Consider the following 15,066-nt stretch of genomic DNA (forward strand, 5'->3'; position numbering starts at 1 on the left):
TGAGTGGTGCATACATCGTAAGTGATCGACATGAAAGAGGAAAACGACGATGATCACCGAGCTGTTCTCACCCCTGCTCCTCAGCTCCGGGCAGGTGCTCGGCAACCGGATCGCCAAGGCCGCCATGGAGGAGAACATGGCCGGCGACGGCCAGCTTCCCGACGAGCGGCTCTTCACGCTGTACCGCCGCTGGGCAGACGGCGGCACCGGACTGCTGATCACCGGGAACGTGATGGTGCACGCCGAGGCGCTGACCGGCCCTGCCGGAGTCGTGCTCGACGAGCACGCACCCCTGACGCCGTTCACCGAGTGGGCGAAGGCCGGCAAGTCCGGCGGCGGATCGATCTGGATGCAGATCAACCACCCCGGCCGTCAGGTGGCGTCCGACATGCCCGGTGTCGTGTGGGGCCCCACCGACCTCGGCGTCTCCCTGGGCAAGCACAGCAGCCGGTTCGGCCGCCCGACGGCCATGACCGCGCAGCAGATCGAGGACACCGTGGCCCGGTTCGCCGTCACGGCCCATCGCGCGGAGCAGGCCGGCTTCGACGGCGTCGAGATCCACGCCGCGCACGGCTACCTTCTGTCGCAATTCCTTTCCCCGCTGGTCAACAAGCGCACCGACCGGTGGGGCGGATCACTGGAGAACCGGGCCCGGATGCTCCTGGACGTCGTGCGGGCGGTCCGCGCCGCCGTCCCGCCGTCCTTCGCGGTCGCGGTGAAGCTCAACTCGGCCGACTTCCAGCGCGGCGGCTTCGACGCCGACGACGCGCGCCAGGTGATCGCGATGCTCGAACCGCTCGGCGTCGACATGGTCGAACTGTCCGGCGGCAGCTACGAGAGCCCTGCGATGACCGGCCGCCCCGCCGACGACCGCACCCAGGCCCGGGAAGCCTACTTCCTGGACCTCGCCAAGGACCTGGTCAAGACCAGCCCCCTCCCGCTCATGCTCACCGGCGGCATCACCCAGCGCGTCACCGCCGAGAAGGTTCTCGACAGCGGCGTGGCGGTCGTCGGCATGGGCACCGCCCTGTCGGTCACCCCCGACCTCCCCCACCGCTGGCAGCAGAACCGGGAGGCGGACCGCCAGATGGAACCGGTGACCTGGTCGGACAAGGCTCTCGCCTCGGCTGCCGGCATGGCAAAAGTCCGCCATCAGATGCGCCGCCTCGCCAGTGGTCGCACGGCCAAGCCCGGCACCCACCCCGCGATCGCCTTGATGTGCGAGCAGCGACAGCAGCGCAAGGCCCTGCGCGGCTACCGCACCTGGCTTTCCAAGGCCCAGAGCACCCCGGTCCGTTGACCCACCCCTTGGCGATCCCCTTCACATGCGCCAATGCGGCCGGATCAGTCCGGCACACCCGGCACACTCGGCACATCCGCTGACTGCTCCCGGGGCATGTGCTCAACGAGGGACCAGCCTATTCGCCCAGGCCGGGACAACACGTACGCCGTCGGTTGCAGCGGCATCGCCCGGACGCCGCGCCCGGCGCGCGGTTGGCCATACTGCTGACTGACGCGGGCTCAGCTTGCTCAACGGAGCTGTCCAAGACTGCTCCACGGCTCCACGCCGTGCTGCCGTGCCCACACCAGGCCCAGGAAGGTCGTCCCACCGTGGCGCGGCAGAGGGCCGGCAATAGCGAAGAGGGCGTGCCCGTCGTGTGGACGGGCCACCCTCTTCTCGCGGTGCGGCCCGATCGGGGCCGGGGCTGCATCGTCAATCGGTGCACAGCGCATGCCGGCTGCCTTCATGACTTTGAGTGCGCCGCTCAGGAGAGTGGCCCAGGTCTGGGGCGAGATGCGAGCCGGCGGGGTGAACCCTTGGATGCGCTGATGGGCGACGGTCTGGAGCTCGGTGTACTTGAGGATGCCGTCGGCGCCGCGGCGGCGGCCGAGGCCCGAGTCGCCCATGCCGCCCATCGGTGCGCCGACGCTTCCCCAGGCGGCGGCGAAGGCCTCGTTGACGTTGACGGTGCCCGCATGCACCCGGGCGGCCACGGCGCGGGCACGCGCACCGTCGCGCGACCACACGCTGCCGTTGAGGCCGTAGAGCGTGGAACTGGCCAGGGCGATCACCTCGTCGACATCACGGTAGGAGCAGACGGAGACGACGGGGCCAAAGGTCTCGTGGTCGTAGAGCGTCATGTCTGGGGTCACGCCGGTGAGGATGGTCGGCTCATAAACAGCGGCCCGAGGTCCGGCCGCGCCTTGCCGCCCGCCAGGACGGTGGCGCCCTTGGCGACGGCCTCGTCGACGTGTGCGGTGACGGTCGTGAGCTGGGAGGGGGTCGTCAGACTGCCGACGTCCATGCTGTAGTCGTACGCACCGCCGATCTTGAGCTTCCTGGTGCGGGCGACAAATGCGGCGACGAACCTGTCGCGGATGGACTCGGCCACGTACAGGCGCTCGATGGAGACGCACAGCTGTCCTGCGGAGGGGAAGCAGGCGGCGACAGCGCCGTCGGCGGCCTTCTCGAGGTCTGCGCCATCGAGGACGATCATGGCGTTCCTGCCGCCGAATTCGAGTGAAGCGCCGATGAGACGGCGGCCCGCGTCACTCGCGACCTGGCGGCACGCGGCGACCGCAGCGAACAACGCGCCGTTCTGCGTGCCTTGGCCGCAGCGGAGCAGCACCTCAACGAGGCCGGCACCGACCGGCCCGCCTGGTGCGCCTGGGTTTCCGAGGCCGACCTCGCCGTGGACTCCGGCCAGGCCCTCCTCGACCTCGGCGACACCGCCCGCGCCCACCAGCTCATCACCGAAGGCGAACGGTTGCTCCCCGCCGCCCGGGACAAGACTCGAGGCGTTTTCCTGACCTACCAGGCCGCGAGCTATCTCGACTTGAAAGAACCCGAGCCCGCGGCGGCCGCCGCAACCGAGTCCCTGCTCCTGGCCCGCCGCACCGGAGCACCCCGCTGCGTCAGTCTCGTCGAAGCCCTGCTCCCCCGCTTCCAACCCTACGCCCGCGCCCAAGGCGTACCGGAACTCTTCCAACTCGCCGCCGCGTGAACAGTCCTTCCTGACGCCAACGCAAACGATTCGCCACGGTCGCAACGACGCCGACGTCGCCGCACCCGGCCGGCGGGAAGGGGCGGATCCGATGACCACCGATGCTGGGCTCCCCTCGGTCAGAGAGTCGCTCCAGTTGGCGCTCCTGGCGGAACCCGAAGGCAGCCCGCTGTTGGGCGAACTCGCCGAAGCCGCCGCCGACCACTACCACCTCAACTACAACAAGCACCCCGTCCCGGTGCTGTTCCGGGAGGTCCGCGCGGCCCGCACCCTGCTGACCAGGCTGCTCGCTGCTGGCGCAGACGGCACCGAGCTGCACCGCCAGGTCGGGCGCCTGTCGGGGCTGCTGGGCAACCTGACCCTCCACCTCGACGATCCGACTGGCGCACGCACCCACCTGGGCACCGCCGTGTCGTACGCCAACCGGTGCGGTGATACCGCGCTGGCCGCGTGGGCATACGGGGCACAGAGCATGGTGGCCCGCCACACCGGCAACCTGACCGCCGCGCTCGGGTACGCCGAGCGCGGCGCTGCCACGGCCCCCGCGGGCCTGGTCCGCGCCCAGCTCCACGCCTGGGCGCTGCTGCCCACACTCACTCAGCAAGGCCGCGACCGGGAGGCAAGCGCCGCCCTCGACGTGGCACTGACCGGACTCGAAACCGACCCGGCCGGACAGGCCCCGGGGCGCTTCGGCTTCGACGAGCCCGAACTCGCCCTGCACCAAGCCGAGGCACACCTCACGCTGGGCCGCACCGAACAGGCCCGCTCCCGCGCCGAAGCCGCCGCGGCCGCCTGCACCCACGGCACCCCCGGATGGGCCGCCGCCACCCTCGTCCTCGCCCAGGCCGAGGCCTCCGACCAACCGTCCGACGCCGCTCAGCGCGCCCTGGATGTCCTCGACGAGGTGCCGCCGAGCCGCCTGCGCGCCACCGCCCGCACCCGGCTCGGCCGCCTGGAGGGCCTGCTCGCCGCTCGCCCCGCCGAGTACGTGGCCGATCTGCAGGAACGCCTGCGCACCCTGCCGCCCCCCGTAGAGGCATCCGGCGCCGCATCCGCGTGACGGCCGCAGGGTCGGTGCAAAACTTCCTGCAATACCCGCTCCACGAACGCCAGACTCATCACCCTCGTCAGCGCCAACTCGGCCGCCACGTGCATGAGCTGCACGCAGGGCCGGCCACTGACACCCCGGCCCGCGTCGAACGCCTGGGCCTCACCGCCCGCACCACTGCTGTTCAAGGAGCCCTCGCAGTCTGCCCCCTGTTCAGTAGGCGCAGGAGCCCAGGAGTACGCCGACGAACGCCCCGGTCAGCAGGAACGGGCCGAACGGGATCCTGGACGCCAGGCCGGCCCGGCCCGGCCCGGCCCGGCCCGCGACCATGAGCCCGATGCCGTACAACGCGCCGAGCAGGTAGCCCGCGAAGGTTCCGATGAGGACGATGGCCCAGCCGTACCAGCCCAGGACGGCGCCCAGGCTGAGAGCGAGCTTCACATCGCCGAACCCGAAGCCGTGGCTGATGAGGAAGAGCATGAGGTAGCAGGCGCCCAGAAGGAGAGAGCCGAGCAGCGCGGATGTCCAGCTGCCGCCGGCGCCGGGCACCACCGAGGCACCGCCGAGCAGCACGAGCGCGGCCGCGGCGAGCGGCAGGGTGAGCGCGTCGGGCAGCCGGTGCGCCGCGAAGTCGACGACAGCGAGCAGCACGCCGACCGTAGCGAGCACCAGCCAGACCACCAGCTCGGGGCGCGCTCCCGTCGCGGCCGCCAGCACAGCACAGACCACGGCCACGACGACGGCGATGGCAGGCGTGCTCGGGCCGAAGGCGTCCCCGTCGGCGCAGCGGGCACGCCCGAGCCACCCGCGCCGGGCACCGGCGAGGGAGTGCCCGGCAGGACACGCTGCCCGCCACGGCTCATCGTGCGGCACGGAAAACCGGTACGCGGCGCGCGGTATGAGCAGACCTGCGCTGGCACCCCACAGGACAGCCGCCGCGGTGATCGAGAACGTCTCCACCGTACGGAGCCTAAGCGCCGCTTCGTGTGCATGTGCGTCTCCCCAGCCTCAGTGAGATCGTTTCACCCTGAATTCGCAGGTAGCGGTACTGGTGTGAGTCCGTGACGGGGTGCTCGTGCAGGCCGGAGGCGTGATCGTCTTGGGGTGATCGTTCGTCACCGTCGGACTTCGGAGTTCGCCAAGACGAGCAGGGCCCGCAGCAGGGTAGTGACGTGACGGGCGTTCATGCGGACCTTGGTCAGGATGCGCCAGGTCTTCAGGTTCGCGAAGCCGTGCTCAACAGCGGCGCGTTCGCGGCTGACCAGTCGGTTCGCCTCCTTCTCGGCGTTGGTAAGGCGGCGGGAGCGCGTCGCCTTACGGCCGGTGGTGATCACGGGGTTGTCGTCGGGGTCGTCGTCCAGGCCGACGAAGCCGAGGTGGGCAAGGGCACCGAGGCCGGCCTCGCGCAGATGCACGGTGATGTGGTCGTAGCGGGCGGCGGTGATCTCGCTGGCCCGGCCGGGGCGGGCGGAGGAGATCCAGATCAGGTTGCCCTTCTCATCGGTGAGAGCAAGGAAGAGCAGGCCGTGGGCCTTGTGTTTCCTGCTGTAGTTCTTGCGGTTGGCCGCCCCGGTGCGGCGGCGGGTGCGGACCAGAGTGCCGTCCAAGAGAACCACCGTGCCACCCCGCTTGGCGATCTTCTTCAGGGCGCGGTCCAGACGCGGGGCCTTCGCGGCCAGCAGGTCGAATACTTCCAGGACCCAGCGGCGGACGGTGGCGGCCGAGACGTCGTTGCCGCCGGCCATGTCGGCCAGGCGCTGATCGTGGCGCAGGACGGCGAGCACGACGATCGCCTGGGTGCCGGGGGCGGCCTTCCGCCAGCGCGTGCCCAGCTGTTTGCGGCGCCGTCGTATCAGTCCGGCGACGAGATCGACGGTCCGCTTCGACACGGGAAGCCGTACCTGGTAGACAACACCGGGAGAGCCCCCGGCGGACGGCTGCTTCTTCCACACAGGCGCCAACTCCTGCCGGGGGCCCTCATGTTACGGCTGGAACCGGCCGCTCCGCCCGACGTTGTTGTGGTCAGCGCGGCAGGTAGCGTCCGGAGCCGTTCCGGGTCAGCCAACCCCGGTCGGACAGCTTGCGCAACTGGCCGCGGACCGGCTCGACCTTTGCTGGGTGTTTCCCGGCCCAGCGCGAGCGCGACGTCCTTGGCCATCACCGGCCCCGACGCCTTCACGACGATCTCCATGATCCGCCGGTACTCCGGCGTCAGCACCTCCACCCCAATGCCCTCCTCACGGTCGGGGACCAACCGCATCCCGGCCGCCCCCGGCGTCACCACTACTCGCTCCGGCTCCGGCTCCGGCTCCGGCTCCGGCTCCGGCTCCACGATGCCCGACGGTCGCCGTCCCCCGTCCGTCGCCTCGGCCCACTGCCCGAACACCACCTCGGCCGCCTCCAGCCGGACCAGCTCGGCGTCGATCTCCGGTCGGGCAGTGCCGGACGGGCCTCGCGGGCCGCGACCAGGGCGGCCTGCGCCTGGACCGCGGCCAGCCGCGCCTCCCAGCGGGCCTCCAGAGTGCGGGCGACCAATGACGGAAGCCGGGCTGACCACCGGCACCGGCCCCCGCTACAACGTGGCGGCGGTCAAGTGGGTCGGCCACTGCCGGCGTACACATGAACGTCCCCGCCTACGTACGGACGAGTATGGCTAGCCTGCGAGGCTGAAGAACCGCCTCATGGCCTTCGATGGGCGCCCTGACGTTCGTCCGTACGCACCTGGGGAATTGGGCCCGTACGCCGACAGTGACGCCCTGGCTTATGGCAACCATGTCGGTGGCAGGGTCAGCCCTTGCGCCAGTGACTCTCCAGACGAAGGCACCAGTCCGTGAGGCGCCTCACCGTGCGCATGCTCAAAGCTCACCAGGCTGCCGAAGAATGCCGCGTCGTTGAAGTTGACCTCGCTACCGGAGAATGTTGCGTCGTCGAAGGAGATGGATCCGTCGGAGAACGCCGCGGCGTCGAAGGAGACCGTGCCGTCGGAGAACCTCGCGCCGGCGAAGGAGACCGTGCTGCCACCGAACCTCGCGCGGGTGAAGGTGACCTCGCTGCCCGAAAACGTCGCGCCGCCGAAGCCCAAGCCGCCGTTGTCAATCGTGCCGCGGACGTATCTGGAGCCGCCTAGGAGCTCCGCGTGGCTGAAGGAGATCCTGCCGCCGGAGAACTTCGCGTGACTGAACGAGACCGGGCTGCTGGAGAACGTCGCGGCGTTGAACGTGACCACGCTGCCGGAGAACGTCGCGGCGTTGAAGGTGACCTCACTGCCGGAGAACACGGCGCTGTCGAGGGAGACCGTGCCGCCGGAGAAGTCCGCACCGTCGAAGGAGACCGTGCCGCCGGAGAACCTCCCGCCGTCGAGGGAGACCGTGCCGCCGGAGAAGATCGCACCGTCGAAGGAGACCGTGCCGCCGGAGAACTTCGCGGCGTCGAAGTTGCCGCCGTCGAAGACGGCGTTGGTGAAGTCCAGGTCGTGTCCCTGCCAGGAGTGTGCATGCTCCGTGGAGAGGCGGAGATGATCGCGGATGAGACGGATGATCGTGTGCCGGACTTCCCGCAAAGCCAGGTAGGCGTGTCGGGCGGCCGCGTCTTCGGGCGGGAGGTTCGCCTCGGCGGTGTAGGGCAGGCGAAGGTAGGCGCACGTGACGTCGATGCACGTCTGGCGGAGTGCTCGGGTGGGGGCGTCGTCAGCGAGGTGGGCCAGGGCGTGGACGCCGCCCAGGCGGACCGCTGGGGAGTCGTCGCCGAGTTGGGAGACGGCGGTGGTGAACCGCTCGGTGTGCAGCCGGGTGGCCTCCCTGAGTGCGGCGTCCTCGTCGACGCGCTGGCGACGATAGGCCACGATCAGGGCCACCAGGGCGCCGGCTCCGGCCACCACCCCGAATGACAGCTTCACTATGTCGAACAGGGTCTGTGAGGTGAGCTTCGCTTCGGGTTTGAGGCCCTGGGCGCCGAGGAGGACCCAGACGATGAAGAACACGGCACCGGCAACGGCGATCGCACCAGCGAATGTCGTGGGCAAGACGACCCATACGTGCCATAGGCGCAAGCCGCGCTGTTCGTTTTGGCGCCGACGGTGAGGGAGCTGAGGGCTCATACACATCAGGACCACTCACGCCCCGCGCTGGTTGCGGGCGGTGTCCCGGCGTCAGCGCCGCTGGGCGTCCGCATGAACGCCCGTCACGTCACTACCCTGCTGCGGGCCCTGCTCGTCCTGGCGAACTCCGAAGTCCGACGGTGACGAACGATCACCCCAAGACGATCACGCCTCCGGCCTGCACGAGCACCCCGTCACGAACTCACACCAGTACCGCGACCTGCTAATTCAGGATGAAACGATCTCAGTGGGACAGAGCCGGGGCGCCCGATGCCTAAATCCTGGGCGGTGTACCGGACTTAGACCGTGTCCTATGTGGTGATCGTTCGTTGGGCAGGCCATGGGGCGGGGTACGTGGAGTTGGATTGTTCCGGACGGGCTGTGGGAGATCGCGAAGCCGCTGATCCCGCCTTCCCGAGTGCGGCCGCAGGGTGGCGGAACGCAGGACACTCCTGATGAGACGGGTCCTGGCTCACCGGCTACCGCCGACTCAACCACCGCTACGAACGCCATCCCCGCAATTACCTGGCATTTCTCGGCCTCGCAGCCGCCATCTGCTGCTACAAACGACTCGTCCGCCTCACCCCATAGGACACGGTCCTGGCTGTTCAGAGCTGCGTGGGGGCGCCAAGCGCTCTAGATCATAAGTGGACAGGCTGCACTCCGCTCATTACGGTGGATTTAGGACGCCAAGCAGGCGGAAGCTTGCTCGTCGCGGATTCGCGGTGCCATAGCCGGAATCACGGCCTTCCCGCCTCGGCTTTTCGGTCGCACCTCACTTCATTCTGGCCTTTCGCTGGCAAAAGTGCAGCTTTTCGTCATTGGCGGACGGCTTGATTGCATCATTCGCCGAAGCGGCTAACGCGTCAGCCTGAAGGGGAAATCATGGAGAGCCGCACATTGGAGGCAGGGAAAAAATTGGCCGCCTTGCCCACGGTCGAATTGGGATCGTCCGCCGAAGGGTTCCAGGACGTTAAAAGGTTCCTAGCGCGGTTTGGCTATATCGGAAATGCCGCAGGGGTAGAGTCGTCGACTGCGCTTGACGAGAGTACCGCAATGGCGCTGCTGAAGTACCAGTCTATGCACGCATTGTCCCTGACCGGTAACTTCGATGAATCCACCCGGGAGATGATGTCCCGTCCACGCTGCGGCGTCCCAGATTTGGACCCGGCAACCGGACTCCGCTTCGCGCTCAAATGTCGCTGGAAGCAAAACACTCTCAAGTACGCCTTTTCCAGTGGAACCTCTGACGTCCCTGGAGACGACGAACTGACTGCGGTCCGACGGGCGCTCGCGACATGGTCGGCAGCGGTACCGATCGCTTTCAGAGAGTCCGGAGACAGTCCAGACATCAGGTTCGCGTGGACGTCTGCCAAATGTGGCGACGCAGACATGACCGGCACTATGATCGCGCACGCTGACTACCCTCCAGGTTGCGGAGCTCTGAATAACACGCTGCCCCGGCCGGTGCACTTCGACAACCAGGAGACCTTCTGGTCCGTGGGAGGACTGGTAAGCAACCGGTGGGACGTCGAGACGGTCGCCCTTCACGAGATAGGGCATATTCTCGGGATGGATCATTCCGAAGCCCCGACAGCGGTCATGTTCTCTACTATTCCGTCGAGCACTAGGCATATCACGCTCACATCCGACGACCTTGGGGGAATCCGACGGCACTACTCGACCGTAGGGCCGATCTTTGCCCGGCATAGCGGCCTTTGCCTGGACATTCAGGGGGCCTCGGCGGTGAACGGAGCAGACGCGACACAGTGGGAATACGTGGGAGGGCGGAACCAAACATTTCTCGTGGAATATCTCAATGAAGACGGCCACTACATGCTGGTCGCGGACCACAGTGGCCGCGTTCTCGACGTCGAAGGAATGTCGTTGGCGAATGGTGCGCAGGTTCATCAGTGGGACTGGTGGCGGGGTGATAACCAGCGGTTCCGTCTCGACCCGGTCGGTGACGGATACTATCGGATCGTCGCGAAGAGTAGCGGCAAGTGCCTAGACGTAAGCGGCGTTTCCCAGGCATTCGGTGCGAAAGTCGTCCAATGGGATTGGGTAGGCGGTGGCAATCAGCAGTGGCGGCTCGGTCATGCACCGATCATTTCGCGACATGCCGGCCGCACCATGGATGTCCAAGGTGCTGCTGTTAACAATGGTGCTCCGCTATTGCAATACAGTTACAAAAATGCGCCTAACCAGAGGTTCCGACTGGACCCTGTCGGCGAGGGATATTTCCGGATTCTGGTAGAACACTCTGGGAAATGCGTCGATGTGGCCGGAAATTCTACGGCAAGCGGTGCCCGGGTTCAGCAGTGGGAGTATGTGGGTGGCAATAATCAGAAGTTCAAGCCGGTCTCCACTGGCAGTGGCTACTACAAATTGATCGCAAAGCACAGCGGTAAATGCCTGGACGTCAGTGGGGGTTTCACCGCGGACGGCTCCGCGATCATTCAATGGGACTACGTGGGTGGAAACAATCAACAATGGCGGCTCTGACTACGGCCCTGGGGCAGACGCGCGTCCTGCGGAGCGGTGATGGCCCGGATTCGGGGGTTGCGAAGCGATCCGAGGAATGCCAAGGATCAGGCCCCGCCTCGCCACATAGGACACGGTCTAAAGCTTGAGCAAAAGCCAGGTCAGAATGAACCGCTGCTCAGTTCACACTGATCCGCAGCGTAGGACGCGCTCGTAGCTCGCTCCATCGCCTCAGCACGCCGGGGCGACCGCGACCGAAACTGTCTCCTCATGCCGCACGGGCGATTGCAGGTCTGGGTATAGATGCCGCACCGCCTGGCGGCGGGCGGCCGTCGCGGACAGGACCAGATATCGGATCTTTGGCCCCAGGATGGATCATGTGGTCCCGGGATGCATCTACGTCACGGTCAGACCTTGCAGAACTCAAGCCCCTTCAGCGCCTCGTTGATCAGCTTGCCCTGCGCCTCGGTCGTCGTGACGTCCTTGTACGTGAACCGCTGCGACGCAGCCCAATCAAGTCGCTGACCACCACCGTTAATGGCCGTGCACTGGTTGCGGGCTGCGTCGATGGCCTTGTCCTCGTACATCACGAGGGCGGGGTTGATCGCGGTGAAGGCACGGAGCAGCCGCGCGCGATCGGCGCCGGTGGGCTCGGCCGGGATGCCGGCGGCCGCGAGGGCATCGTCCTTCTGCTTTTCCTGCGTCTGCTCCTGCTCGCTGGCCGACGCCTTCGGCTTGGCCTTGTCCTGGTCACTGTTGCCGCCGCTGTCGCTGCTGGAGCAGGCGGTGAGCGCGCACGCGAGTGCGGCGATGGCGGTGGCGGTGGCGGTGTGGCGGATACGCATGAGTCCCCCCTGGGTGGTTGCTGAGGGGGCATCATGCCGCAGACCTGGCAGCTGATGTGCGGGAACTGTGAAGGGAGCGGGAGCGTCTGCCTGGACAGACCGCACATGGAGTGGGAGGTGGGGCGTGGGGCCTTTGCAGTAGGGCGATGTGCCTAGCTGGGTCGGAGGGCTGGTGCGTTGGCCGCTGCCTGGTACGCCTACCAGACGATCACGAGCCAGCGGTAGCAGATCGGCGAGCAGCGGGAGTTCATCGGCGAGCAACTGCGGTTCATGGACGGGCCGCGGCAGAACTTGGAGCTTGAGAGGATTGAACTCCGGGCCGCCGCTGACGATCGTAAGTGGGCTCAGGCTCGACAGGTGTCCATGAGGGCAATGGAGTCGGCAAGCACGACTGACGGGCAAGGCATTCCAGTTACGGACCACTGGCTGGTCGCCTTGGTCAATGGGAGCGATGCTTCCGTGCATCAGGGCGATGTTCGCTTTGGGACCGCCTACACCTCATCTGAGGTCCCCGACTGGAACCCGCATCGGAGCAGCCTGGCATTTGAAGCGGGTGAGCGGTTGGTGGCACCCGTGCACCTCGGCGGCCTTGCTCCGAGTCCGCGTGGGGCGTCGGATATTTTCTCCCTGCCCGACGCCGGAAAACGGCATGACGACCTGTCGGCCAGGCGCGTCGGGATGAAGCGGAGGAACCGACCATGAGCACGCACCCCGACCTGCCTGACCACTTGGTCCACTTCACAGGCCGCCCGCGGGGGCAGGACGAGGAAGTACCGGACTTCGCTCAGGGCAGCGCCGAGGAGCGGCTGGTGAATATCCTGCACAGCGGCGTGCTGCACGGGAACACGACCTTCTGGACCGACGCGCCGGTGATCTGCTTCAGCGAGGTCACCGAGGAAGCCCGCCGGGTGATGCTGCGCCAGGGTGTCCGCCGGGGGCCTTACCCGCCCTGGGGTCTCGTGCTCGATCGCCAGCAACTCATTGCCACCGGTGCCCGGCCGGCGCTGTACGTATCACGTACCGAGCAGGCTCACATGAAGGCGGAGCTGCCGCAGCGCACCTACAACCGGTGCGTGGTGTACGAGCCGGACGCCGCCCGGGGCCGGTCGGACTGGCTGTTCGAGCGGGAGTGGCGGCTGTGCTACGGCCCCACGCAGACCCCAGAACTGGATATCACCCCCCGAGCTCGTCGCAGGCGTCATCGTCGGCCGCCGGGGGTGGATGCCGCCGCCTCGGCAGACGGTGGCGGCCGACGTCGTCGCCGACCTCAAGTCCCAACTGCAAGCTGTTCCAGCCCTGATGAAGTCCTGGAAAGAGCAACTCCCCGACGGGGCGTCGATCCAAAGCATCACCGTGAGTGCCAGCTCGACACGGACGAAGTTCGCCGGAGCCGCCGACCGTCTGGCCCGCTGGTACTGGAACGGCGACGACCTCATCCCAGACGGCCACTTCGACATACGTCAGCAGCAGATGAGCCACTCCCCCTACGACAACCAGGGGCCGGCCATCGAGGTCAGCTACACACTCGACCTCACCGAGTGAACAACAGGTCGGCCACGAGCGCCCAGGACGTCGCCGACAATCTAGGCCGTGGCCACGGGCAGGTCCGTTGGCCGCCAGATGTCCTGACGCGCCGCCACCCAACGCAGGTTCCACTTCACAGAAGGCTCCCTGTATTAGCGACGAGACGCTGCCCTGCCCTCTCGGCAGCCGTCCTCCGCGCTGCCTGCTCCGGATCGCCCTGGGCAGTCAGTAATGGTGGAGTCGGGTATTGGAACTGCCTGAATGCCTCTGGAACGAAAGGTTCTCCGAGAGGGATCTGATCGCGCTGAAGTGAGCGGTCGGCGACGTCGAAGTGCCAGGTCACATGGCGTGCTGGGGTTGGCGAGTGGTCTGTACTTCGCACTCTGCGGCGTGATCGAATGGGGGATGACATCGTTCTGGACCGGCAATCGGATACGCCTGCGCGGTATCGAGCCTGACGACTGGACCGCATTCATGCGGTTCGCCGTGGACGAAGAGCAGATGGGCGACCTGCGGAACCCGCCTCGCTCCGTTTCGAAGGATTTCGTGCCTGGGCGACGGAACAGGCCGCTGCCAAGTCCGATGACGACTGCTTCCAGTTGGCGATCGAGGACGTCGACGCGGGGGAAATAGTCGGTGCTGTCGGCTCGCACCAGGCTGGTCCGCGTGCGGGCTGGTTCGAGTACGGCGTCACGATCGGCGCTGATCACCGGCGCAAGGGCTATGCGGCGGAAGCCGTGGTGATGCTGCTGCGTTTCATGTTCACCGAGCGGCGCTATCACAAGTGCGAAGCCCGGATCTTCGCTCACAACGAGGCATCGCTCGCACTCCATCATCGGCTCGGCTTCGTCGAGGAGGGTTGCCTCCGCGATCGCGTGTTCCTTGCCGGCCGGCACCGTGATCTCGTCGTGATGGGCATGCTCGCTGACGAGTTCACCCAACGGCATTCGATCAGTGAGCCTGCTTGCCCCGCAGTCGGTGGATGAGACCAGGGCGGGCAGAGCAGTGTTCCGGACTGACCGTGCCGGGTTGGTCCTCCATCACGTCACGAACTGTTCCGGCGACTGACCTCCGCCGCGTAGGAACCCCAGTCCCCGGCGGCGGCCCGCTGCCATTTGACGGCGACAGTGATGTCGATGCCGAGGGTGCGGGCGAGGACCGCGGCGGGCAGTTTGGTGGCGAGCTGGAACAGGGCAGTTGATCGGGTCTCTGCGAGCCGGATGCCGAGTTTGCGGAGACGTTCACCCATGGCCCAGACACTGATCGGGCGGCCGGGCTGACCGCCGGGGAAGAGCCAGGGTGAATCCGTTCGGGCGAGAACGGCATGGCTGCGGGCGCAGCGACCTGGGGCGCCTCGCCGAACGCGCTGAGCGTTTCGGCCTCGTGCTGTCCCGCGCGCGCCGTCGCCGTGGCAGAGGGACCGGAGGCGTACGACGACACCGCACCGGTCACCCGCCGGGGGGAGTCCGCGCTGACAGCGCGCTTCAGCGACCGGCGCATCCTGCTCACCACCAAGAACGGGTAGCTGGTCTGCATCGCGCCCGGCGACCAGGACGACGTTCTCACCCACTTCGCCGAGCAGGCGCACGCCGCCAAGGACGGCAGCCGGGTGGCCATCGGCCGACCCCAGCCCGGCGCCGACGGCGTGGTGCACTCCTACGAAGAGGCGCTCGGAACGCTCGAACTCGCACGCCGCCTTGGCCTGGACGGGCCCGTCGTACGCGCCGCCGACCTGCTGGTCTACCCGGTCCTCACCCGCGACCGGCAGGCCATGGCCGACCTCGTGCTCAGCGCGCTCGGGCCGCTCAAGAAGGCACGCGGCGGTGCCGAGCCCTTGCTGCGGACGCTTCAGGTGTATTTCGAGGGGGGCTGCACCGCGGCCGTGCCTGGCACCTCGACCGGAGACTGACCGCAAAGTCGCGCACCTCACCGGCACCGCCCAGATCGAGTTCGAACAGACCTCTCCCTGGACCACCACCCCCGAGGCATCACTCCCATGGCTCCGCAACAGCCTTGTCGGCCTGGTGGAAGTCGTCGCAGATCTGACTCACGACGGTGAACCCG

At 67.4% G+C, this 15,066-nt stretch carries 11 protein-coding genes and 3 pseudogenes; 8 read left to right on the forward strand and 6 right to left on the reverse strand.

Translation table 11 applies throughout. The features are described from left to right. Positions 1–49: 49 nt before the first annotated feature. Positions 50–1,300 carry an NADH:flavin oxidoreductase/NADH oxidase family protein gene (locus ACIQWG_RS11965; RefSeq protein ID WP_404093621.1) on the forward strand — a complete coding sequence of 417 codons (1,251 nt, stop codon included), beginning with the start codon at positions 50–52 and terminating at the stop codon, positions 1,298–1,300. Between the two features lie 428 nt (positions 1,301–1,728). Here the strand turns inward: ACIQWG_RS11965 and ACIQWG_RS11970 are convergent. Continuing rightward, a pseudogene (locus ACIQWG_RS11970) lies at positions 1,729–2,567 on the reverse strand (aldehyde dehydrogenase family protein); the annotation flags it as partial. 42 nt (positions 2,568–2,609) lie between these two features. Between ACIQWG_RS11970 and ACIQWG_RS11975 the strand changes: the two are divergent. Both ACIQWG_RS11975 and ACIQWG_RS11980 read left to right on the forward strand, forming a co-directional pair. Beyond that, positions 2,610–3,005 (forward strand): hypothetical protein, encoded by a 396-nt coding sequence (locus tag ACIQWG_RS11975; RefSeq protein WP_404093623.1) that lies wholly within the window; start codon positions 2,610–2,612, stop codon positions 3,003–3,005. A gap of 91 nt (positions 3,006–3,096) precedes the next feature. Next, a complete protein-coding gene (locus tag ACIQWG_RS11980; RefSeq protein ID WP_404093625.1) occupies positions 3,097–4,065 on the forward strand; it encodes a Twin-arginine translocation pathway signal in 969 nt (322 codons plus the stop codon). A 201-nt stretch (positions 4,066–4,266) separates the two neighbouring features. Here ACIQWG_RS11980 and ACIQWG_RS11985 read toward each other — a convergent pair whose 3' ends face one another. The 3 genes from ACIQWG_RS11985 to ACIQWG_RS11995 form a co-directional block, all read right to left on the reverse strand. After that, positions 4,267–5,013, reverse strand: coding sequence for a prepilin peptidase (locus tag ACIQWG_RS11985; RefSeq protein WP_404093628.1), 747 nt, complete (start codon positions 5,011–5,013; stop codon positions 4,267–4,269). A 155-nt stretch (positions 5,014–5,168) separates the two neighbouring features. Further along, positions 5,169–5,942, reverse strand: coding sequence for a transposase family protein (locus ACIQWG_RS11990; RefSeq protein WP_404093631.1), 774 nt, complete (start codon positions 5,940–5,942; stop codon positions 5,169–5,171). A gap of 872 nt (positions 5,943–6,814) precedes the next feature. Then, positions 6,815–8,074, reverse strand: coding sequence for a pentapeptide repeat-containing protein (locus ACIQWG_RS11995; RefSeq protein WP_404093633.1), 1,260 nt, complete (start codon positions 8,072–8,074; stop codon positions 6,815–6,817). Positions 8,075–8,489: 415 nt separating this feature from the next. Between ACIQWG_RS11995 and ACIQWG_RS12000 the strand changes: the two are divergent. Together ACIQWG_RS12000 and ACIQWG_RS12005 are read left to right on the forward strand one after the other, a co-directional pair. Then, a pseudogene (locus ACIQWG_RS12000) lies at positions 8,490–8,612 on the forward strand (IS5/IS1182 family transposase); the annotation flags it as partial. A 422-nt stretch (positions 8,613–9,034) separates the two neighbouring features. Further along, positions 9,035–10,654, forward strand: a complete 1,620-nt coding sequence (locus tag ACIQWG_RS12005) for an RICIN domain-containing protein (protein WP_404093635.1) — start codon at positions 9,035–9,037, stop codon at positions 10,652–10,654. A 386-nt stretch (positions 10,655–11,040) separates the two neighbouring features. On the opposite strand, the gene ACIQWG_RS12010 is transcribed toward ACIQWG_RS12005, so the two are convergent. Further along, the gene (locus ACIQWG_RS12010) at positions 11,041–11,478 is read right to left on the reverse strand and encodes a hypothetical protein (RefSeq protein ID WP_404093638.1); all 438 of its coding nucleotides are present in this window, start codon (positions 11,476–11,478) and stop codon (positions 11,041–11,043) included. A gap of 1,221 nt (positions 11,479–12,699) precedes the next feature. On the opposite strand from ACIQWG_RS12010, the gene ACIQWG_RS12015 reads away from it, so the two are divergent. Beyond that, entirely contained in the window at positions 12,700–13,020 is a 321-nt protein-coding gene (locus ACIQWG_RS12015; RefSeq protein WP_404093639.1) for a hypothetical protein, read from the forward strand. 452 nt (positions 13,021–13,472) lie between these two features. After that, entirely contained in the window at positions 13,473–13,988 is a 516-nt protein-coding gene (locus ACIQWG_RS12020; protein ID WP_404095797.1) for a GNAT family N-acetyltransferase, read from the forward strand. Positions 13,989–14,047: 59 nt separating this feature from the next. Here ACIQWG_RS12020 and ACIQWG_RS12025 read toward each other — a convergent pair whose 3' ends face one another. Next, positions 14,048–14,251, reverse strand: coding sequence for a hypothetical protein (locus ACIQWG_RS12025; RefSeq protein ID WP_404093642.1), 204 nt, complete (start codon positions 14,249–14,251; stop codon positions 14,048–14,050). A gap of 83 nt (positions 14,252–14,334) precedes the next feature. Here ACIQWG_RS12025 and ACIQWG_RS12030 point away from each other — a divergent pair. Further along, positions 14,335–14,884: pseudogene (locus tag ACIQWG_RS12030) on the forward strand (PucR family transcriptional regulator); the annotation flags it as partial. Positions 14,885–15,066 lie beyond the last annotated feature (182 nt).

The organism is Streptomyces sp. NPDC098781, assembly GCF_044759995.1.
In the GTDB taxonomy this organism is placed as follows: Bacteria; Actinomycetota; Actinomycetes; order Streptomycetales; family Streptomycetaceae; genus Streptomyces.